General features: G+C 74.0%; 22 protein-coding genes. 14 read left to right on the top strand and 8 right to left on the bottom strand.

Annotated features, from left to right (window positions below; genetic code table 11):
* Positions 1-57 precede the first annotated feature (57 nt).
* On the top strand, positions 58-930 hold the full coding sequence (locus HDA31_RS01380) for an aminotransferase class IV (protein WP_246384725.1): 873 nt from the start codon (positions 58-60) through the stop codon (positions 928-930).
* Between the two features lie 37 nt (positions 931-967).
* On the opposite strand, the gene HDA31_RS01375 is transcribed toward HDA31_RS01380, so the two are convergent.
* Both HDA31_RS01375 and mtfM read right to left on the bottom strand, forming a co-directional pair.
* Positions 968-1,561 carry a heme-binding beta-barrel domain-containing protein gene (locus tag HDA31_RS01375; RefSeq protein ID WP_178066545.1) on the bottom strand — a complete coding sequence of 198 codons (594 nt, stop codon included), beginning with the start codon at positions 1,559-1,561 and terminating at the stop codon, positions 968-970.
* A 4-nt stretch (positions 1,562-1,565) separates the two neighbouring features.
* A complete protein-coding gene (gene mtfM, locus HDA31_RS32825) occupies positions 1,566-1,670 on the bottom strand; it encodes a small membrane protein MtfM (protein WP_278129622.1) in 105 nt (34 codons plus the stop codon).
* A 12-nt stretch (positions 1,671-1,682) separates the two neighbouring features.
* On the opposite strand from mtfM, the gene HDA31_RS01370 reads away from it, so the two are divergent.
* Genes HDA31_RS01370 through HDA31_RS01360 form a run of 3 tightly spaced genes read left to right on the top strand, consistent with a single transcriptional unit; the run spans position 1,683 to position 4,561 of the window.
* On the top strand, positions 1,683-2,057 hold the full coding sequence (locus tag HDA31_RS01370) for a DsrE family protein (protein WP_074472393.1): 375 nt from the start codon (positions 1,683-1,685) through the stop codon (positions 2,055-2,057).
* Between the two features lie 49 nt (positions 2,058-2,106).
* Complete coding sequence (locus HDA31_RS01365; protein WP_074472392.1) at positions 2,107-2,499, top strand: hypothetical protein; 393 nt, start codon at positions 2,107-2,109, stop codon at positions 2,497-2,499.
* A gap of 10 nt (positions 2,500-2,509) precedes the next feature.
* Positions 2,510-4,561: an amylo-alpha-1,6-glucosidase gene (locus HDA31_RS01360; protein WP_178066546.1), complete on the top strand. Its 2,052-nt coding sequence runs from the start codon at positions 2,510-2,512 to the stop codon at positions 4,559-4,561.
* Positions 4,562-4,589: 28 nt separating this feature from the next.
* On the opposite strand, the gene HDA31_RS01355 is transcribed toward HDA31_RS01360, so the two are convergent.
* Complete coding sequence (locus HDA31_RS01355) at positions 4,590-5,444, bottom strand: hypothetical protein (protein WP_178066547.1); 855 nt, start codon at positions 5,442-5,444, stop codon at positions 4,590-4,592.
* Between the two features lie 214 nt (positions 5,445-5,658).
* Between HDA31_RS01355 and HDA31_RS01350 the strand changes: the two genes are divergently transcribed.
* The 4 genes from HDA31_RS01350 to HDA31_RS01335 all read left to right on the top strand — a co-directional run bounded on the left by HDA31_RS01350 (position 5,659) and on the right by HDA31_RS01335 (position 8,369).
* A complete protein-coding gene (locus HDA31_RS01350; RefSeq protein ID WP_178066548.1) occupies positions 5,659-6,864 on the top strand; it encodes a glycosyltransferase in 1,206 nt (401 codons plus the stop codon).
* Positions 6,865-6,875: 11 nt separating this feature from the next.
* Positions 6,876-7,016, top strand: coding sequence for a hypothetical protein (locus tag HDA31_RS01345; RefSeq protein ID WP_178066549.1), 141 nt, complete (start codon positions 6,876-6,878; stop codon positions 7,014-7,016).
* Between the two features lie 241 nt (positions 7,017-7,257).
* Entirely contained in the window at positions 7,258-7,848 is a 591-nt protein-coding gene (locus HDA31_RS01340; protein WP_178066550.1) for a DinB family protein, read from the top strand.
* A gap of 311 nt (positions 7,849-8,159) precedes the next feature.
* Positions 8,160-8,369 carry a hypothetical protein gene (locus HDA31_RS01335; protein ID WP_376701351.1) on the top strand — a complete coding sequence of 70 codons (210 nt, stop codon included), beginning with the start codon at positions 8,160-8,162 and terminating at the stop codon, positions 8,367-8,369.
* A gap of 143 nt (positions 8,370-8,512) precedes the next feature.
* On the opposite strand, the gene HDA31_RS01330 is transcribed toward HDA31_RS01335, so the two are convergent.
* The 5 genes from HDA31_RS01330 to HDA31_RS01315 all read right to left on the bottom strand — a co-directional run bounded on the left by HDA31_RS01330 (position 8,513) and on the right by HDA31_RS01315 (position 12,085).
* A complete protein-coding gene (locus HDA31_RS01330; RefSeq protein WP_178066551.1) occupies positions 8,513-8,845 on the bottom strand; it encodes a DUF1416 domain-containing protein in 333 nt (110 codons plus the stop codon).
* A 3-nt stretch (positions 8,846-8,848) separates the two neighbouring features.
* On the bottom strand, positions 8,849-9,697 hold the full coding sequence (locus HDA31_RS01325; protein ID WP_043965215.1) for a sulfurtransferase: 849 nt from the start codon (positions 9,695-9,697) through the stop codon (positions 8,849-8,851).
* 205 nt (positions 9,698-9,902) lie between these two features.
* Entirely contained in the window at positions 9,903-9,980 is a 78-nt protein-coding gene (locus tag HDA31_RS32820; protein ID WP_311202345.1) for an Ms5788A family Cys-rich leader peptide, read from the bottom strand.
* Between the two features lie 117 nt (positions 9,981-10,097).
* Positions 10,098-10,886 (bottom strand): LmeA family phospholipid-binding protein, encoded by a 789-nt coding sequence (locus HDA31_RS01320; protein ID WP_178066552.1) that lies wholly within the window; start codon positions 10,884-10,886, stop codon positions 10,098-10,100.
* Between the two features lie 146 nt (positions 10,887-11,032).
* Positions 11,033-12,085, bottom strand: a complete 1,053-nt coding sequence (locus tag HDA31_RS01315; RefSeq protein ID WP_074472384.1) for a hypothetical protein — start codon at positions 12,083-12,085, stop codon at positions 11,033-11,035.
* Positions 12,086-12,337: 252 nt separating this feature from the next.
* On the opposite strand from HDA31_RS01315, the gene HDA31_RS01310 reads away from it, so the two are divergent.
* From HDA31_RS01310 to pstA, 6 genes are all read left to right on the top strand, one after another.
* Complete coding sequence (locus HDA31_RS01310) at positions 12,338-13,051, top strand: winged helix-turn-helix transcriptional regulator (RefSeq protein WP_043965210.1); 714 nt, start codon at positions 12,338-12,340, stop codon at positions 13,049-13,051.
* Between the two features lie 260 nt (positions 13,052-13,311).
* Positions 13,312-14,205 carry a polysaccharide deacetylase family protein gene (locus HDA31_RS01305; RefSeq protein WP_178066553.1) on the top strand — a complete coding sequence of 298 codons (894 nt, stop codon included), beginning with the start codon at positions 13,312-13,314 and terminating at the stop codon, positions 14,203-14,205.
* Between the two features lie 103 nt (positions 14,206-14,308).
* Complete coding sequence (mshD, locus tag HDA31_RS01300) at positions 14,309-15,232, top strand: mycothiol synthase (RefSeq protein ID WP_178066554.1); 924 nt, start codon at positions 14,309-14,311, stop codon at positions 15,230-15,232.
* A 310-nt stretch (positions 15,233-15,542) separates the two neighbouring features.
* Positions 15,543-16,649 (top strand): phosphate ABC transporter substrate-binding protein PstS, encoded by a 1,107-nt coding sequence (gene pstS / locus HDA31_RS01295; protein WP_074472381.1) that lies wholly within the window; start codon positions 15,543-15,545, stop codon positions 16,647-16,649.
* Between the two features lie 46 nt (positions 16,650-16,695).
* The gene (pstC, locus tag HDA31_RS01290; RefSeq protein WP_074472380.1) at positions 16,696-17,787 is read left to right on the top strand and encodes a phosphate ABC transporter permease subunit PstC; all 1,092 of its coding nucleotides are present in this window, start codon (positions 16,696-16,698) and stop codon (positions 17,785-17,787) included.
* Entirely contained in the window at positions 17,784-18,872 is a 1,089-nt protein-coding gene (pstA, locus tag HDA31_RS01285; RefSeq protein WP_178066555.1) for a phosphate ABC transporter permease PstA, read from the top strand. Before pstC ends, pstA begins: the two co-directional genes overlap by 4 nt.
* Positions 18,873-18,890: the final 18 nt, after the last annotated feature.

Below are 18,890 nucleotides of genomic sequence, written 5' to 3'. Positions count from 1 at the left end.
CCGCGACGCGCCGGCCGCCACGGGGGTACGCGACTAGGCTCACCGGTCGTGGCGGAGGTGGCGGGCGGGGCGGCGACGGGCGGCGGGGCGGACGTGCGGGTCGCGGTGCTGGGGCGGGGCGTCGTGCCGGCCGGCGCGCCGGTGCTGCGCGGCGACGACCTGGGCGCGCTCCAGGGCGACGGGCTCTTCGAGACCATGCACGTGCGCGGCGGCCGGCCGTGGCTGCGCGACGAGCACCTGGCCCGGCTGGCCCGGGGGGCCGCCCGGATCGGCCTGCCGCTGCCCCCGGCCGGGGTGCTGGCCGGGCTGCTGGAGGAGGTCTGCGCGGGCTGGCCGGTCGACGCGGAGGGCGCGCTGCGCCTGGTCTGCACCCGGGGGCCGGAGGGCGGCGGGCCGCCGTCGGCGCACGCCACGCTCGCCGGGCTGCCGGTCGCCGCCCGGCAGGCCCGGCGCGGCGGGATCTCGGTGGCGACCCTGCCGCTGGGCGTGGCCGCCACCGCCCGCCCCGCCCTGGGCTGGCTGCCGGTCGGCGTCAAGTCGACGTCGTACGCGGTGAGCGCCGCCGCCCGCCGGTGGGTCGCCGGGCACGGCGTGGACGACGCGCTGTGGGTCTCCACCGACGGCTACGCCCTGGAGGGGCCGACCGCGAACGTCGTCTGGGTGGCCGGGCGCGCCCTGTGCACGGTGCCGGCCGACGCCACCGGCATCCTGCCCGGGGTGACCGCCGCCTGGCTGCTGGGGCACGCCGCCGAGCTGGGCCTGACCGCCGAGGAGCGCATGGTCACCCCGGCGGGGCTGCGCGCCGCCGACGGGGTGTGGCTCACGTCGTCCCTGCGCGGGCTGGCCCCGGTGCACACCCTGGACGGGGTGCGCCTGCCGCGCTCGGCGCACACCGACGCCGCCCAGGCCCTGCTGGCCCACCCCCGCTGAGGACGCGGGGCGGCGAGGGCCGGGCCGGCAGCGCGGGTCAGCCGGCGACGCGGATCAGGCGGGCCGAGAGGTGCGGGGTCAGGGAGTGGCCCACGGCGGCCATGTCCTGCGCGTAGAGCAGGGCGCCCTCGACGATGCCGAAGAGGCGGTGGCCGGCGGTGACCTCCTTGGCCGTGGCGGTGCGCACCACGGCGTCGGTGACGAACTCGACCTGGGTGCCCTTGCGCTTGCCGATGTGCAGCTCCATCACGCCCGTCGGCACCGACATGAGGGCCTCCAGCTCGTCGGTTGCCCGGCCGTCGCCGTCGAGCACCGGACGCCACCAGCCGATCTCCCGGCCGCCGGCGCGCACCGGCCGGCTCTGCTCGTCGAGGATCCACGCCCGCGACTCGTAGTGCAGGAACGGCCGGCCGTCGTGGCTGATCCGGATCTCCTGGGCGAAGTCGAAGTCCTCGATCGTCGGGTAGCCGCCCCGGCCCCGGCCGCGCCACACCCCGACGTACGGCAGCAGGCCGTCCAGCGTCGGGTGGAGCTTCGGGCCGACGCGCAGGTCGTGACTCTCCTCGTACGGGTACGGGTCGACCGGGGGCGCGTTCAGCCACGGCGGCTGGAGGGGGTTCTCGTCGCTCACCAGGTCACCAACGTCCTCTCGAAATGCGCACGGCAGCGTAGACCAGGCCACCGGCGAGCGCGCCCAGGCCGGCGACCAGCAGGCTGACGAACCCGATCTCGGTAACCATCCCGGCCATCCTATGCTGGGCCCCATGGCCCGCTCTCTCGTCGTCAAGGCGACCGCCGGGGCCGACGCCCCGGAGCGGTGCGCCCAGGCCTTCACCGTCGCCGCCACGGCCGCCGCCGCCGGGGTGGACGTGTCGCTCTGGCTGACCGGGGAATCGACCTGGTTCGCGCTGCCGGGGCGGGCGCAGCAGTTCGAGCTGCCGCACTCCGCGCCGCTGGGCGAGCTGCTGCACGTGATCCTGACGACGGGCCGGGTGACCGCCTGCACCCAGTGCGCGGCCCGGCGGGACATCGGCCCCGGCGACGTGCTGCCCGGGGTGCGGATCGCCGGGGCGGCGGTCTTCGTCGAGGAGGCGATGGCCGAGGGTGCGCGGGCACTCGTCTACTGAGTGTCGATAACCACCCGGTTCGTCCCCTGCGCTGCCTACGATCTCCCCTGTGACCGGGGAGACGACCGAGGCGACGGAGCGGTTCTTCGCGTCGCTGCCGGCGCGCGCCCCCGCCGTCCTGCGCGGCCCGGTGCGGGGCACGCTCCAGCTCCGGCTCACCACCGGCGACCACAGCGAGCACTGGCGGGTCGAGATGGCCCCCGGCTCGGCCCGGGTCACCCGGGAGACCGGGCCGGCGGACGCCTACTGGTTCGGCAGCGCCGACCTCTTCGACCGGCTCGTCACGGGCCGGGCGCACGGCATCTCGTCGATGCTGCGCAACGAGAGCACGCTCGCCGGCGACGTGGTGCTCTACCTCGCCTTCCGGCGGTTCTTCCCGCAGCGGCCGGGCACCCGGGATCCCCGGGCGGTGGCCCGGGAGCAGACCGGGCGGCCGGGGTGAGGAAGCCGGCGTGAGGGGGCAGGTCAGCATCCTCGACGGCAACACCTTCTTGGTCAGCGACCGGCGGGGCGACATCGAGCCGGCGCAGGACTTCCCGACCGGGTTGTTCTCCTTCGACACGCGGTTCCTGTCGACCTGGGTGCTGACCGTCGACGGGGAGCGGCTGCATCCGCTCTCCGTCGACGACGCGTTCTCGTACCGCACCCGGTTCTTCCTGGTGCCCGGCGCGCCCTCGCACTACCTGGACGCGAAGGTGTCGGTGATCCGCAGCCGGTCCATCGGCGGCAGCTTCGCCGAGGAGCTGACCGTCCTCAACCACTCCGGGCGCGAGGTCGTGTTCGTCGTCCGGGTCGACATGGGGGCCGACTTCGCCGACCTGTTCGAGATCAAGCAGACCCGGCGCAAGACGGGCCGGGCCACCGCCGCCCCGGGGGAGGACGAGCTGCGGTTCACCTACCGGCGCGAGGGTTTCCACCGGGAGACCGTGGTGGTCAGCAGCGCCACGGCGACCGTCGACCCGACGGGGATGACGTTCCGGGTGCGCGTCGAGCCGCACGGGGAGTGGACCACCCGGCTCGACGTCCAGACGGTGATCTACGGGGCCCGGGGCGAGGACGTCCGGGACAGCCTGCCGCTCGGCGCGCACCGGTCCATCGCCGACATCCAGACCGAACACGAGGAGGTCATCGCGCGGGCACCGAAGCTCGGCTGCGACTGCGAGCCGCTGGCCGGGGCGTACCTGCGGAGCCTGAACGACCTGGCGGCCCTGCGCTACGAGTCGATCGCCCTCGGGGTGCGGCTGATGGCCGCCGGGCTGCCCTGGTTCATGACCCTGTTCGGTCGGGACAGCATCTTCACCTCGCTCCAGGTGCTGCCGTTCCTGCCGGACGTGGTGCCGCCGACGATCACCATGCTGGCCGGTCTCCAGGGGTTCCGGATCGACGACTTCCGCGACGAGGAGCCCGGCAAGATCCTGCACGAGCTGCGGTACGGCGAGACGGCCGGGTTCGAGGAGCAGCCGCACTCGCCGTACTACGGCGCCGCCGACTCGACGCCCCTGTTCGTGATCCTGCTCGACGAGTACGAGCGGTGGACGGGCGACACCGGGCTGGTGCGGCAGTTGGAGGCCGCGGCCCGGGGCGCGCTGGAGTGGATCGACACGTACGGCGACCTGCTGGGCACCGGGTACGTCTGGTACCGGACCCGCAACCCGGCGACGGGGTTGGCGAACCAGTGCTGGAAGGACTCCTGGGACGCGATCTCCTACGCCGACGGCCGGCTGCCGGGCTTCCCCCGAGCCACCTGCGAGACCCAGGGGTACGCGTACGACGCGAAGCTGCGCGGGGCGCGGCTGGCCCGCGAGGTCTGGCACGATCCCGCGTACGCGGAGCGGCTGGAGCGGGAGGCGGCGGAGCTGAAGGAGCGGTTCAACCGGGACTTCTGGCTGCCCGACCGCGAGTTCTACGCGCTGGCGCTGGACCAGGACGGGCAGCCCGTCGACGCCCTGTCGTCGAACATCGGCCACCTGCTGTGGAGCGGGATCGTCGACGCCGACAAGGCCGGGCCGGTCGCCGCGCACCTGCTCGGGCCCCGGCTGTTCTCCGGCTGGGGCGTGCGTACGCTCGCCGACGACCAGGGCCGCTACAACCCGATCGGCTACCACGTCGGCACGGTGTGGCCGTTCGACAACTCGATCATCGCGTGGGGCCTGTGGCGGTACGGCTTCCGCGAGGAGGCCGGCCGGATCTGCGAGGGGATCTTCTCCGCGTCCCGGCACTTCGGCGGGCGGCTGCCGGAGGCGTTCGCCGGCTACGAGCGGGACCTCACCGACTATCCGGTGGAGTATCCGACCGCATGCAGCCCGCAGGCGTGGTCGGCCGGCACCCCGCTGCTGCTGCTGCGGGTGATGCTCGGCCTGGAGCCGCAGGGCGAGCACCTGATCATCGATCCGGCGGTGCCGGAGGGCATGGGCCGGGTGGAGCTGCTCGACATCCCCGGCCGGTGGGGGCTGGTCGACGCGCTGGGCCGCAGCCGCACCGCGAGCGACCCGGTGCGCCGCTGAGCCCTGCCGGGCCTGCCGCCCCGGGTGCTCAGCGGCAGGACGTGGTGGCGGTGAGGTCGCCGCCGGAGAGGGCCACCGTGACCCCGCCGGCACGGTAGGCGTACCCCTCGGGGGTGTCGAACAGGACCGCGCGGCCGGCGGCCGGGGCGAGCGCGGTGGCCGGCGCGGCCGGGACGGGGTCGAGGGTGACACGGGCGGTGCGGGCCTGGCGGTCGCCGCCGGGGCACGGCGCGGCGAGCAGCTCGGGGGCCGGGCCGGCGGGGGCGGACAACGCCCGCCGGGCGGCGGCGAGCGCGTCGGCCTCCGGGCCGCCCTGCGCGGAGGGCGGGCGGTAGCCGTCGCCGACGGGCCGGCACCCGGTGCGGACGGTCAGCCGGAGCCGGCCGTCGCCGGCCGGGCGACCCTCGACCAGCACGAACTCCCCCGCGTCGGCCCGCAGGCGGGGGCCGTCGCCGGTCACCCGGACCCCGGCCTCCCAGCCGGCCGGCAGCCGGTCGGCGAGCTCGGTGAGCACCGCGCGCGGGTCGGCGGCGGGGTCGAGGATCTCCACGCCGCGCTCCAGGGTCGCGCCGTCGAGCAGGGGGGTCACCCGGCAGCCGGGCTCCGTCCGGGCCGGCGTGAGCGCGACGGCCCGGTCGCCGGCCGCCGCGACCAGCTCGCCCACCGCGCGGTCGACCACCGGCCCGGCCTGGGCCAGGCTGCGCTGCTCGCGGACCGTCGGCCCGTCGTCGCGGACCGAGACCCAGGTGAGTACGCCGAGCAGCACCGCCCAGCCCACGGTCGCCACGAGCAGCCAACGGGACCGGCGGGCCGGCGGCGTCGGCTCTCCGTTTCCGCCGGGACCGGTCGGCGGGGCGTATCCGGCGGGGGCAGCACCACTCACCCGCTCATCGTGTCACGCGGGGCCGAACGCCCGGTCGGCGCGCGGCGCATCGTGCCCCTGACCGGCGGCGACTCCACCGGGCGGGGCCGGCGGGTCGGCCGAACGGCCAGAACCCGGGCCGGCATTTGGCGACCGCCGGAAGAACACGTAGCGTTACCGCAGCGCCGCAACGTGAGCGGCCTTCGCATACCCTCTCACCTGCGAAATGGGCCTCATGCGGGAAGCTCTCCTGATCTCCACGATTACTCTCGGTGGGATCATTCTGTTCCTCCTCGTGGCCGCGTTCGGCTACGGCTTCCTCCGCCCCGAGCGGGTCACCCGGCACGGCGAGCGCCCCGAGTTCCCCCGGTACCGGCCGGTCGCCCCCGACGAGGTGGCCATCATGATCGCCTGCCGGAACGGGGCGGCGACGATCGCCGGAGCGGTGCGGGCCGCCCGCGCCACCGGCGCCCGGGTCTACGTGGTCTCCGACGCCTCCACCGACGCGACCGCGCGGGAGGCCGCCGAGGCCGGCGCCGAGGTGCTGGAGCTCACGGAGAACGTCGGCAAGCCCGCCGCCCTGCACGCCGGGTACGTCCGGTTCGGGCTCGGCACGGCGTACCGGGCCGTCGCCATCCTCGACGACGACGTGCTGGTCGCGCCCGACTTCGTCACCGCCGCGCTGGCGCACCTCACCGAGCGGGTGGCGATCGTCGTCGGGCACAACGTCACCTGGTGGCCGCCGGAGCGGCGGTGGAACCCGTGGCTGGCCAAGCGCGCCTACAGCTACTGGAACTACCAGGCCGTCGTACGCCGCATCCAGAGCCACTTCAACGTCATGAACTGCATCTCCGGCTCGAACTCGATCTACCGCACGGAGCTGCTCGACGTGCTGCTGCCGCAGCAGCCGCCGTACATCGTCGACGACACGTACTGGGTGCTGGAGACGCACCGCCGGGGCCTGGGCCGCGTCGTGTACGCCCCCCGCGCCACCGCGCTGTTGCAGGACCCGACGAACGGCCGGGACTGGTACAAGCAGAACCTGCGCTGGCTGTGGGGCACCTTCCAGGGCATCATCGGGCACTCCGTCGGCCGCCGGAACACCCGCTTCGACTACGCGTACGTGCTGCTCATGGCGCACTGGCTGCTCTACGTGCTCGGCGCGCCGCTCACGCTGTGGCTGCTCGCCACCGCCGGGCCGGGCCTCGGCACGGGCCTGCTGCTCCTGCTCGCCGGCCAGGGGCTCTGGGTCGCGCTCGCCGCCTGGCGGCTGCGCCGCCCCCGCCTGCTGCTCTTCCTGCCGACGATCGTGCTGGCCGACCTGCTGTACCGGGTGATCCTGGTGCACGCCCTGGTCAAGGCCATCCGCCAGCCAACGGTGGACCGGTGCGTGTGGGCCTCCCCCACCCGCCTCGCCGTCCCCTCCGCCACGGACGCGTGAGGGAGGTGAACATGTCCGCGAGCCAGGATCTGCCGGTGACGGGCGCCTCCACGGCGGCCGTCGGCCTGATCGGCGCCCTCGCCCTCGGCGTCGGCGCGCTGCTGGTGACGGTCGCCCAGTGGGGCGCCAAGCTCCGCCGCCGAGGCAACTGACCCCTGCCTGCCCCACCCCCACCCCCGACTCCCCGCCCCGGCTCCCCCTCCCCGCTCCCCCTCCCCCACCCCCTCCCCCCTCTCCGCGATCTTGCAGTTTCGGCCCCCGCATAAGCAGCAAAAGGGACAGAATCGGGGCCCAAAGTGCAAGATCGGCGCAGGCGGGGGGGTGGCGGCAGGGACGGGGGTGCGGCGGGTGCGGGTGCGGGTGGGGTGGGGAGGCGGGTGGGAGGGTGTGCGGATGACGCCACCCGATGCCAAGGCCGACCTGCACCAGTATCTGCGTGACGCCCGCGAGGCCCTGCTGTGGAAGCTCGACGGGCTCTCGGAGTACGACATCCGCCGGCCCGTGACCCCGACCGGCACCAACCTGCTGGGGCTGGTCAAGCACCTGGCCGGCGTCGAGTTCGGCTACTTCGGGCCGACCTTCGGCCGCCCGTACGACGAGCCGATGCCCTGGTTCGACTCCGACGCCGACCCCAACGCGGACATGTGGGCGACCGCCGACGAGTCTCGCGCGCAGATCGTCGCGCTCTACCGCCGGGCCTGGGCACACGCCGACGCGACGATCGAGGCGCTGCCGCTCGACGCGACCGGCACCGTGCCCTGGTGGCCGGCCGGCCGCAACGACGTGACCCTGCACCGGGTCCTGGTGCACGTGACCGCAGAGAGCCACCGGCACGCCGGGCACGCGGACATCGTCCGGGAGACGATCGACGGCACCGCCGGGCTGCTGCGGGGCATCGACAACCTGCCGTACGCCGACGCGAGCCGGTGGGCGGAGCACCGCGCCCGGGTGCAGCGCGCAGCCGAACAGGCGTCGGACGGGTAAGCGCCCTCCGCGCCCGCTCGGGGCATCCGTACGGGCGCACCCGCTCGGGGCGCAAGACCGCGCCTGGCGGGAGGGAGGCCCCGCTCGATCGGGGAAAGAGTGGCGTCGCCCCGCGTTTCCCGCGTGGGAGGCCACTCGATCCCTGATCGAGCACGATCATGCCCGCCCTACCCCGCCCCGCCCACCCCGCCCGCCCCGCCCGCGCCTGGCGGCGCGGGAACAGGAGATCTTGAAAGTTTGTGGCCCCTCTGGGGGCCGAATTCTGCCAAGATCTCGCCGGTCAGGGCTTGCGCAGCCAGGTCGCCGGATCGGTGACGAAGATGCCCTTGCCGGCGGCGCGGCTGCTGGCCCGCGCGATCGGCAGGTCGCTGGCGTTCCTGCCGGAGCCAGGGCTCGGCGAGACCACGGCGTCGGAGCAGGGCGCGCCGGACGCGCAGCACCAGGTCTGCTGCGACCGGCGGCTCGGCGGTCGACGCCGCTGCGTGCGGCGCGTCGATCATGCCGGCGGCTGCACGTCGTGAGGCGCTCCCGAGGCCGACACGGCTCGGGCCGGTCACCCCTTGTGCGGGGCGACCGGCCCGAGCCGATGCGCGTGCGATGCCGAGATGTTAGGAGGGGGCCCTTCCTATACAGAAAGCGTTGACAGGGGGCCCTTCCTTGCACCTCAGGGCGCTACGGTGACCGTTACCTCGTTGATGCCGCGCGCGGCCGTCACGGTGGTGTCGCCGTTGCCGTGCCGGGACAGCGCCCGCAGCGTCCAGGTGCCCGGGGCGGCGAAGAACCGGAACTGGCCGGCCGGCGAGGTGACCACCTCGGCGGTGAACTCACCGGTCGAGTCGAGCAGCCGGACGTACGCGCCCGCGACGGTGTCGCCCGCCTCGGACCGGACGGCGCCGGTGATGACGGTCTCCTTCTCCAGGTCCAGGCTCGCCGGCAGCGGGGCGGCCTGGTCGGGCGCGGCGCACCCGGCAGCGGTAGGAGCGGTGGGAGCAGTCATGGCTCAGGCCTCCCCGGGCTCGTCGCCGAGCGCGACCGGCACGCCGACCAGCGAGCCGTACTCGGTCCAGGATCCGTCGTAGTTCTTCACGTTGGCGTGGCCGAGCAGCTCCTGGAGCACGAACCAGGTGTGCGAGGAGCGCTCGCCGATCCGGCAGTAGGCGATGGTTTCCTTGCTGTCGTCCAGCCCGGCCGCGGCGTAGATCTTGCGCAGCTCGTCGTCGGACTTGAAGGTGCCGTCCTCGTTCGCCGCCTTGGACCACGGCACGCTGATCGCGGTGGGGATGTGGCCGGCGCGCTGCGCCTGCTCCTGCGGGAGGTGGGCGGGGGCGAGCAGCCGGCCGGCGAACTCGTCGGGGCTGCGCACGTCGACCAGGTTCTTGGTCCCGATCGCGGCGACGACCTCGTCGCGGAAGGCGCGGATCGAGGTGTCCGGCTCCTGCGCGACGTACTGGGTGGCCGGGCGGGTCACCGCGTCGGTCACCAGCGGGCGGGCGTCCAGCTCCCACTTCTTGCGGCCGCCGTCGAGCAGCTTGACGTCGCGGTGGCCGTAGAGCTTGAAGTACCAGTACGCGTACGCGGCGAACCAGTTGTTGTTGCCGCCGTAGAGGACGACGACGTCGTCGTTGGAGATGCCGCGCTCGGAGAGCAGCGCCTCGAACTGGGACTTGTTGACGAAGTCCCGGCGGACCGGGTCCTGGAGGTCGGTGCGCCAGTCGAGCTTGATCGCGCCGGCGATGTGGCCGGTGTCGTAGGCCGAGGTGTCTTCGTCGACCTCGACGAAGACGACGCCCGGGGCGTCGATGTTCTTCTCGGCCCACTCGGCCGAGACGAGTGCGGTGTCGCGACTCATCAGATCACTCCCTGGTGAGGTGGATGGTGAGCCTGCGCGAGGACGAAGTCTGTAGCTGTCGCACCACGCGCGGGACCCAGAGAAAGGACGGGATCACGGGTTCGTGCGACGGCGCCGCTGCCGGGCGTTCAGGGGGAAGAACCGGGAGGGTACGCAGACCCTGTGGCCGGTGGCCGCCGTCAGGCGGCCGAGGACAGCCCCGCCGTCAGATGACGGGGCGACACAGGCAGGTGGCCACGCGGCACAGGTCGACCGCGCGCCGTTTGGTGAGGAGCGTCCCCATGAGCAGGGACACTACCAGCCATCCCGGGGAACGCCACCGCCCCGACCAGCATCCGGGACGCCCGTCCCGACGGACAGTCGCCGGGCGGGCGCTCACCGTGCGGGCGAGCGCGGGCGGTCAGCCGGCCGAGTTGATCGGGACGTCCTTGGCGGCGGCGGTCACCGCCAGGCCCTGCGGCAGCGGCCTGACCTCGCGCACCGCGAGCTGGAACGGCAGGTCGGGCAGGGGGACGTCGATCGAGATGTCCTTGGCGTAGTTGCTCAGCAGGGTGCGGGCCAGCGGGATGTTCGGCAGCCCCTCGGCGTCGACGTCGTTGAAGCGCAGCGAGATCGCGCCCTCCTTGCCGACGGTCACGTCGGCGGTCCCGGTGAGCGTCAGCTTCTGCCCGAGGATGTCGACGGGGGCGGTGACGGCGAGCCGGCCGTCGCGCTGGCCGAGGGTCAGGCCGGGCCGGTCGAGGAGCGCGGCCAGGCTCTCGTACGTGATGGTGCCGGTGCCGTCGACGGTCTCGGCGACCACGTCGCCCTGCTGGGTGCGCAGGGTCTCCAGGGAGGCCCGCACGTTGCGGGCGTCGACGTCCAACTCGGGCAGGGCCACCGCGTCGCCGTTGACCGAGCCCCGCACGTCGCGCAGCCGGATGGAGATCCGTTCGTACCTGCCGTCGAGCACCTGGGTGAGGAACGGGAAGCCGCCGACCTCGACCTCGGGCGGCGAGGACTGGGCGCCCTGCTTGGTGATCTGCTGGCTGACCTGGTCGGTGATGGCCCGCTCGGCCACCCCGGCGGCCACCCGGTCGGCGGCCACCAGCAGCCCGCCCAGGATCAGCAGCAGGACCACCAGCGTGATGAGTACCTTGCGCCCGCGTCGCCGGGGACGTTCCTCGTACGCCGGGTGGGCCGTCGCCACGCCGCCTCCTTCTGTCGTGCCGGCGCGCCCCTGGCACCGGTGCCGCCCGAGCGGCGCCCCGGAGAGTACCCGAAGCGGGAAAGCGCCAACCGTCCGTCGCGCCGCACGGCCCGTTCGGCCGGCCCTCGGCCCGCCCGCAGGGGGCGTCAGAGGAACAGCACGCACATGGCGTACGCCGCCGGGGCGGCCAGGGCGAAGCCGCCGAGCGGGCCCTGCATGTGCCGGGCGACCCACATCGTCGGCGGCTCGCCGGCCATCAGCCGCCCCGCCTCCGCGTATCCGACGGCGAGGTCGGCGAGCACGGCGGTGGCGGCGGTGACCAGGCCGATCACCGCTCCGCTGGTCGGGGTGAAGCTGACCAGGAAGCTGCCGAGGACGGCGCTGGCGAGGGTGCCGACCATCGCGCCGATCACGACGCCGGCCGCCCCCCGGGGCACCTGCGGGGCGAGCCGGGGCCAGGGCAGCACCGCGTCGGTGATCCGGGCCACGGTGAGCGCGACGCCGGTGGCGGTGAGGCAGACGGTGATCGCCTGGGTGCCCGCCGGGATCCGGCTGAGCACGATCAGCGTGGCGAACGCGACCACGCCCACCACGATCAGCAGCGTGGTGCCGAGCGAGTCGGTGACCCGGACCCGGTCGACCCGGCGGACCAGCTGCCCGAGCACGCCGAGCAGGAAGCCTCCGGCGGCCAGGTAGCCCAGCGGGGCGAGGCCGGCGACGTCGGACCGCACGGCGGCGACGTCGGCGGCGGCGGCCACCACGGCGCTGGTGACCGCCACCAGCAGCAACGCGGGCGGGCGCATGGCCATCGTCCAGGCCAGCACGAAGATCAGTTGTACGCCGAAGATGATGAGCGCGAAGGGCAGCCGGTGCCCGGGCCCGGCGGTCTGCGCGCCGAGCACCAGGCCGACGCCGAGCAGCGCGGCGAACCCGGCGACGGTCAGGGCGAGCGGCCGGCGCACCTCGACCGGCTCGATCTCCTCCTCTTCCAGCTCCTCGACGGCCTCGTCGTCGGGCCGCCGGGCGGGCTCGCCGCCCCGGCGCAGCCGACGGGGCCGCCCGCGGCGGGCCGGGGGCCCGTCGTCGTCGACGTCCGGGCCGGTGCGCGGGGCCGGTGGATGCGCACGACCGGCCGGCCCAGGGTGGACGTCGTCGGCCCACGGGTCCCGGCCGGCCTCGGAGGAGGTCGAGGGAAACACGACCTGATCGTGCCAGACCGGGGTGTCGGATCGGTGGCCACGGTTTCCGTGACGTTAAAACCTGTGGCGCGTTCGTGGGCAAGGCCGACAAACGGGAAACGACCTGGAGGCACGGACGGAGCGATCGGTTACGCTCAAGCCGTTACCCGCCCGTCAGCGACGCCGGGACCCACGCAAGTTCTCAGCGCACCCCGCCTCAGGGTGCCGCTGGTCGCGCGCGGCCGTGAAGGCCGCCGGGACGGAGGTGATCGTGTGGAGATCCTGCTGCTGGTGACCGCGCGCGCAGGTGAACCATCGGTGGTGCTGCCGGCGCTCGACCTGCTGCCACACTCGGTGCGCACCGCGCCCCGCGACGTCCGCACGCTGGTTGCCGGTCCAAGCCCCGACGCCGTCCTCGTGGACGCGCGCTCGGAGCTGAGCGAGGCCCGGGCCACCTGTCGGATGCTGCATGCCACCGGGCTCGGGGTGCCGCTGGTCGCGGTGGTCACCGAGGCCGGGCTGATCGCGCTGAACGCGGACTGGGGCGTCGACGACGTCATCCTCGCCAGCGCCGGTCCGGCCGAGGTGGAGGCGCGGCTGCGGCTGGCGGTCGGCAGGTTGAGCAACGCCACGTCCGGTGCCGGCGGCTCGATCCGGGCCGGCGAGCTGAGCATCGACCCCGACACGTATGCCGCGAAGCTCAAGGGCCGGCCGCTCGACCTGACGTACAAGGAGTTCGAGCTGTTGAAGTTCCTGGCCCAGCACCCGGGTCGGGTCTTCACCCGGGACCAGCTGCTGCGCGAGGTCTGGGGCTACGACTACTTCGGCGGCACCCGCACCGTGGACGTGCACGTGCGGCGGCTGCGGGCGAAGCTCGGCTCGGAGTACGAGTCGATGATCGGCACCGTGCGCCAGGTCGGCTACAAGTTCGTCGTGCCGCCGTCGCGGTCGCTGCCCGAGTCGGAGCACGCCCCGATCCCGGTCTGACCGGCCCCGGTCCCCGCCCGGCCCGGTCCCCGCCCGGCCCGTCACCAACGGTCCGTCCCCCTGTCCCCAGCTGATCCGCCCCGTTCCGGCTGATCCGCCGGGGACAGTCGACGTCGCGGAGTTTCCGGTTTGCCCCTTTTGCTCCACTAGCCAGTTTTATCCTGACTGGCGAAGTGGCCGAGGAAAGGGGCGACGGTGCGTGCGATGACCACGGGGGCGACGAGGGGCCGACCCCCGCGACCGAGCGGCGGCGACCACTGATGCGCGTCGACACGACCGGGCGGTTCGTGGCGCTCGCCACCCTGGTGGTGGTCTCCCTGCTCGGCTCCGCGTACGCGCTGGGCCGCAGCATGGTGCCCGGCCCGGCCCGGCAGGCCACCGGGGTCAGCGCGAGCGCGGACGACCCGAGCTTCGCCGACCAGCCGGCGCAGGGTGGCCCCGGCCGGGGCGGGGCGCCGCCCACCGCCACCGACGGGCCCGGCGCGCCCACCGAGTCCGGCCAGGACGGCCAGGACGGCGGGACCGCGCAGCCGCCGGAGACCGGGGGCGACGGCCTGTTCGGCGCCCGGGTCACCACCGGGTCGGCGCAGGTGGCGCTGACCTTCGACGACGGGCCGGACCCGCAGTACACGCCGCAGGTCCTGGCGTTGCTGCGGGAGCAGGGCGTCAAGGCCACCTTCTGCGTGGTCGGCGAGAACGCGCAGCGCCACCCCGACCTGATCCAGGCGATCGTGGCCGACGGCCACACCCTGTGCAACCACTCCTGGCACCACGACGAGCTGCTCGGCAAGCGGTCGACCGACGTCATCCGGGCCGACCTGCTGCGCACCAACGCGGCGATCCGGGCCGCCGTGCCCGACGCCGAGATCGCCTACTACCGCCAGCCGGGCGGGGCGTGGACGTACCCGGTGGTGTCGGTGGCCGAGGAGCTGGGGCTGATCCCCCTGCACTGGACCGTCGACCCGTCGGACTGGCGGGCCCCGGGGGCGGCCCGGATCGTCCGCGACGTCTCCGCCGAGGCGCAGCCGGGCTCGATCGTGCTGCTGCACGACGCGGGCGGCAACCGGCAGGGCACGGTGGACGCGCTGCGCAGCATCCTGCCGGACCTGGCGGCCCGGTTCCGGCTGGAGGCCCTGCCCACCGGCAGCGCCTGAGCCGGGGCCGCCTGGGCCGGGCACCACCTGGCGTCGGCCCCCCGTCCAGCGGTGCCCGGGCCAACGGCCCCGCCCGGGCGGCGGTCCCGCTACCGTTGGTCGGATGAGCAGCGCCGAGCCGACGACCGACCGGGTGACCCGGGCCGACCTGCTGACGCCGGGCGAGGTGACCGAGGTGCTGGCCCTGGCCCGCGCGGCGGGCGACGCCGACGGGGCCGACCCGTTCGACGAGCACACGCTGCTGCGGCTGCGCGACCCGCACGCCCCGGCGGTGCACCTCGCGGCCCGTGCGCCCGGCGGCGCCCTGACCGGGTACGCGCACCTGGACACCACCGACCCGGCCGGCGGCGTCGGCGTGGAGCTGGCCGTGCACCCCGCGCACCGGCGGCGGGGCACCGGCCGGGCGCTGGCCCGGGAGGCCCTCGCGGCCGCCACCGGGCCGGTACGCGCCTGGGCGCACGGCGACCACCCGTCCGCCGCCGCGCTCGGCGTCGACCTCGGCCTCACCCGGGCCCGGGTGCTCTGGCAACTGCGCCGGCCCCTGGCCGACCCGCCGCCCGAGCCGCGCCTGCCCGACGGGGTGGCGCTGCGCGCGTTCGTGCCGGGGCAGGACGACGCGGACTGGCTCGCGCTGAACGCCCGGGCCTTCGCCAGCCACCCGGAGCAGGGTCGCTGGACGGCGGACGACCTGCGGGTACGCCTCGCCGAGCCGTGGTTCGACCCGGCCGGCTTCCTGCTCGCCGTCGCCACGGACACCGGCCGGCTGCTCGGCTTCCACTGGACGAAGGTGCACACCCGGCCGGGCGCGGCCGGCATCGGCGAGGTCTACGTGCTCGGGGTCGACCCGGCCGCGCACGGCGGCGGGCTCGGCCGGGCGCTCACCTCGGCCGGGCTGGCGTACCTGCGTCGGCGGGGGCTGAACCGGGTGATGCTCTACGTGGACGAGTCGAACGCCGGTGCGGTCGCCCTCTACGAGCGGGCCGGCTTCGCCCGCTGGTCCGCGCACGTCAACTACCACCTCGGCTGACGGCCCCGCCCCGGCACCCACACCGGCACCCGCCGCGTCACGGAGGCGTCACGGCACGGCCTCGGCGCGATAACGGCTGCCCGGATATATCGCATTAATAGCGATAGTCGGCCGCGAGTTCACGAAATGGACAACCCTTCCTCAGCCTGCGGCAACCCGCCCGGCCGCACCTGTTCACTCCTCGTTCACTTGCGACCGGCGATCCGGCTACCTGGCCCTCCTAACTTTCAGTTCAGCCGGGTCACGCCGGCCCTCCCCCGGGTCACCCAGCCGGGAACGGCCCGTCCAGACGTGAAGGGAAACCCCTCAGGTGAAGCTCCAGCGGCACGGCACTATCGCCTGCCTCGCTCTTACTGCGGTGCTCGGTCTCAGTGCATGCGGCTCGGACAACAACGAGCCCGCCAGCGGCGCCTCCGCGTCCGGCTCGGCCGCCGCGGCCGACTGCGCCACCGGCACCCTGAACGCGCAGGGCTCGTCGGCCCAGAAGAACGCCATGGCTGAGTGGATCAAGGCTTACCAGCAGAAGTGCGCCGGTAGCACGATCAACTACGAGCCGTCCGGCTCGGGCGCGGGCATCCAGGCGTTCATCGCCGGCACCGCCGACTTCGCCGGCTCCGACTCGGCGCTCAAGCCCGAGGAGCAGCCGCAGGCCGACGCCAAGTGCGCCGGCGGCGCGGCGATCCACCTGCCGATGGTGATCGGCCCGGTCGCCGTCGCCTACAACGTCAGCGGCGTGGACAACCTCCAGCTCAAGCCGGCCACCCTCGCGAAGATCTTCGCGGGCAAGGTCACCAAGTGGGACGACCCGGCGATCAAGGCCGACAACCCGGACGCCAAGCTGCCGTCGACCACCATCCAGACGGTGCACCGCTCCGACGAGTCCGGCACCACCGACAACTTCACCAAGTTCCTGGCCAAGACCTCGGCCGCGGACTGGACCTTCGAGAACGCCAAGGCGTGGAAGGCCCCGGGCGGCACCGGCGCGAAGGGCTCCGACGGCGTGGCCAGCTCCGTCAAGGGCGCCGACGGCTCGATCGGCTACATGGAGTGGTCCTTCGCCGAGAACGCCGGCCTGAAGATGGCCAAGATCGGTAACGGGGCGGGCGAGTTCGCCGAGCTGACCGCCGAGAACGCGGGCAAGACCATCGCCGGGGCCAAGATCGAGGGCCAGGGCGACGACCTGAAGATGTCGGTCGACTACGCCACCAAGGAGGCCGGGGCGTACCCGATCGTCCTGGTGACCTACGAGATCGTCTGCAGCAAGGGCATCGCCGCCGACAAGCTGCCGCTGGTCAAGGGCCTGCTGGGCCACGCCGCCAGCGCCCAGGGCCAGGCCGAGCTGACCGAGCTGGGCTACGCCCCGCTGCCGGACTCGGTCCGCACCAAGGTCGAGGCCGCGGTCAAGAACCTCTCCTGACCGCGACCGACACCACCACCTCCCTCAACTCGAAGCGAGCGAGCAGATGGGTGAAACCCCTCCCCGCTCGGCCGACGCCGGCACCGGCGGGATCCGCGTGGCCTCGGGCCACGGGCGACCCGCCGGTGCCTCGGCGCGTGTGGCCGAGGCACCAGTCAGCACCCGTACCCCCGGCGGGGGCGGCCTCGGCGGCGGCGGTGGCCTGCCCCGGGCGCGGGCCTTCGGCGCGGAGCGCGCCTTCCGCGGCCTGACCCTGGCCGCCGGCGCCGCCGTCCTGGTGATCATCGCCGCCATCGCGGTCTTCCTGATCGCCAAGGCGGTGCCGGCCCTGCGCGCCAACACCGCGAACTTCTGGACGTACGAGGGCTGGTCGCCCAACGACACCGCCCCGAAGTTCGGCATCGGCACGCTCGCCTTCGGCACGGTGCTCAGCTCCGCGCTGGCGCTGCTGATCGCGGTGCCGGTGGCGCTGGGCATCGCGCTCTACCTGTCCCACTACGCGCCGCGCCGGCTCGGCACCGCGCTGGGCTTCCTCATCGACCTGCTGGCCGCCGTGCCGAGCGTGGTCTTCGGCCTCTGGGGGCGGGACATCTTCGTCAACCCGGTGCGGGACTTCTCGGTCTGGCTGAACACCTACTTCGGCTGGATCCCGATCTTCGGCGGCGACGGCCCGTTCGGTAAGTCGATCATGCTCGGCGCGCTGGTGCTGGCGATCATGGTGCTGCCGATCGTCACCTCGCTCTCCCGCGAGGTGTTCCTCCAGACCCCGACCGCCAACGAGGAGGCGGCCCTCGCGCTCGGCGCGACCCGGTGGGAGATGATCCGCACCGCCGTCCTCCCGTACGGCCGCCCCGGCATCATCGCCGCCGTGATGCTCGGCCTCGGCCGCGCGCTCGGCGAGACCATCGCGCTGGCGATGACCCTCGGCATCACCTTCGGCATCTCGTTCAACCTGATCGAGAACGGCGGCAACACCATCGCCGCCAACATCGCCAACGCGTTCGGCGAGGCGAACGACACCGGGCGGGGTGCCCTCATCGCCTCCGGCCTGGTGCTGTTCACCATCACGCTGATCGTCAACATCACGGCGCGGGCGATCATCTACCGCCGCCGCGAGTTCACGGAGTCGGCCGCATGAGCACCACCGTCGCCAACCACCGCACCCGGCCGCCGGCCCAGCCGGCCAGCCTCCGGGCGAAGCGGCTGCCGAAGTACGCCCCGCCGGCCATCGCCGTCGGGGCCGTCGCGGTCGCCGCCGCCGTCGTGTACGGCACCGGCATCGGCGGCCCCGTGCTCGTCGTGGCCGTCGCCGCGCTGCTCTACCTGGCCGGTCTCTTCGCCGCCGCGCACGCCGTCGAGGGGCGGCGCTCGGCCCGCAACCGCACCTGGAGCGCGCTGATCCACTCGGCGTTCGTGCTGGCCGTGCTGCCCCTGGCGTCCGTGGTGTGGACGCTGGTCAGCAAGGGCGTCGAGCGCCTCGACGGCAACTTCTTCGGCACCTCGATGAACAACATCGGGGCCCGGGACGCCAACGGCGGCGCGTACCACGCGATCGTCGGGACGCTGGAGCAGGTCGGCATCGCCGCGCTGATCACCGTCCCGCTCGGCATCCTCTGCGCGATCTACATCGTCGAGTACGGCCGGGGCCGGTTCGCCTTCGCGATCCGGTTCTTCGTCGACGTGATGACCGGCATCCCGTCCATCGTCTCCGGCCTCTTCGTGCTGGCCTTCTGGGTGCTGGTCGTCTCGCCGGTGTTCAACGACGGGCGGCCGGGCTTCTCCGGCTTCGCCGCCGCGCTGGCGCTGAGCGTGCTGATGCTGCCCACCGTCGTCCGCTCCACCGAGGAGATGCTGCGGCTCGTCCCCGCGCCGCTGCGCGAGGGCGCGTACGCCCTCGGCGTGCCGAAGTGGAAGACCATCCTGCGGGTCGTGCTCCCGACCGCGCTGCCCGGCATCGTCACCGGCGTCATGCTCGCCATCGCGCGGGCGGCCGGCGAGACCGCGCCGGTGCTGCTCGTGGCCGGCGGCGGCGCGGCGATCAACTTCAACCCGTTCGAGAACAACCAGTCGTCGCTGGCCCTGTTCGTCTACCAGCAGGCGGGCGACGCGTCGAAGTACGCCCCGGCTCGCGCGTGGACGGCGGCGCTGACCCTGGTCGCCCTCGTGCTGATCCTGACGATCGCGGCGAAGCTGCTGGCTCGCCGGAACCGGCTCGGCCGATGAATCCCGGAGGTACCACCA

The sequence above is a fragment of the Micromonospora carbonacea genome (assembly GCF_014205165.1).
Taxonomy (GTDB): Bacteria; Actinomycetota; Actinomycetes; order Mycobacteriales; family Micromonosporaceae; genus Micromonospora; species Micromonospora carbonacea.
Note: the sequence above shows the minus strand (reverse complement) of the source record. Positions and strands in the feature narration are given on the sequence as shown.

Bases quoted from the DNA above. Each gene is read 5' to 3' on its own strand.
- mtfM (WP_278129622.1), bottom strand. From the start codon at position 1,670: ATGGTTACCGAGATCGGGTTCGTCAGCCTGCTGGTCGCCGGCCTGGGC.
- HDA31_RS01370 (WP_074472393.1), top strand. From the start codon at position 1,683: ATGCTGGGCCCCATGGCCCGCTCTCTCGTCGTCAAGGCGACCGCCGGG.
- HDA31_RS01350 (WP_178066548.1), top strand. From the start codon at position 5,659: ATGCGGGAAGCTCTCCTGATCTCCACGATTACTCTCGGTGGGATCATT.
- HDA31_RS01345 (WP_178066549.1), top strand. From the start codon at position 6,876: ATGTCCGCGAGCCAGGATCTGCCGGTGACGGGCGCCTCCACGGCGGCC.
- HDA31_RS01340 (WP_178066550.1), top strand. From the start codon at position 7,258: ATGACGCCACCCGATGCCAAGGCCGACCTGCACCAGTATCTGCGTGAC.
- HDA31_RS01330 (WP_178066551.1), bottom strand. From the start codon at position 8,845: ATGACTGCTCCCACCGCTCCTACCGCTGCCGGGTGCGCCGCGCCCGAC.
- HDA31_RS01325 (WP_043965215.1), bottom strand. From the start codon at position 9,697: ATGAGTCGCGACACCGCACTCGTCTCGGCCGAGTGGGCCGAGAAGAAC.
- HDA31_RS32820 (WP_311202345.1), bottom strand. From the start codon at position 9,980: ATGGGGACGCTCCTCACCAAACGGCGCGCGGTCGACCTGTGCCGCGTG.
- HDA31_RS01305 (WP_178066553.1), top strand. From the start codon at position 13,312: ATGCGCGTCGACACGACCGGGCGGTTCGTGGCGCTCGCCACCCTGGTG.
- mshD (WP_178066554.1), top strand. From the start codon at position 14,309: ATGAGCAGCGCCGAGCCGACGACCGACCGGGTGACCCGGGCCGACCTG.
- pstC (WP_074472380.1), top strand. From the start codon at position 16,696: ATGGGTGAAACCCCTCCCCGCTCGGCCGACGCCGGCACCGGCGGGATC.
- pstA (WP_178066555.1), top strand. From the start codon at position 17,784: ATGAGCACCACCGTCGCCAACCACCGCACCCGGCCGCCGGCCCAGCCG.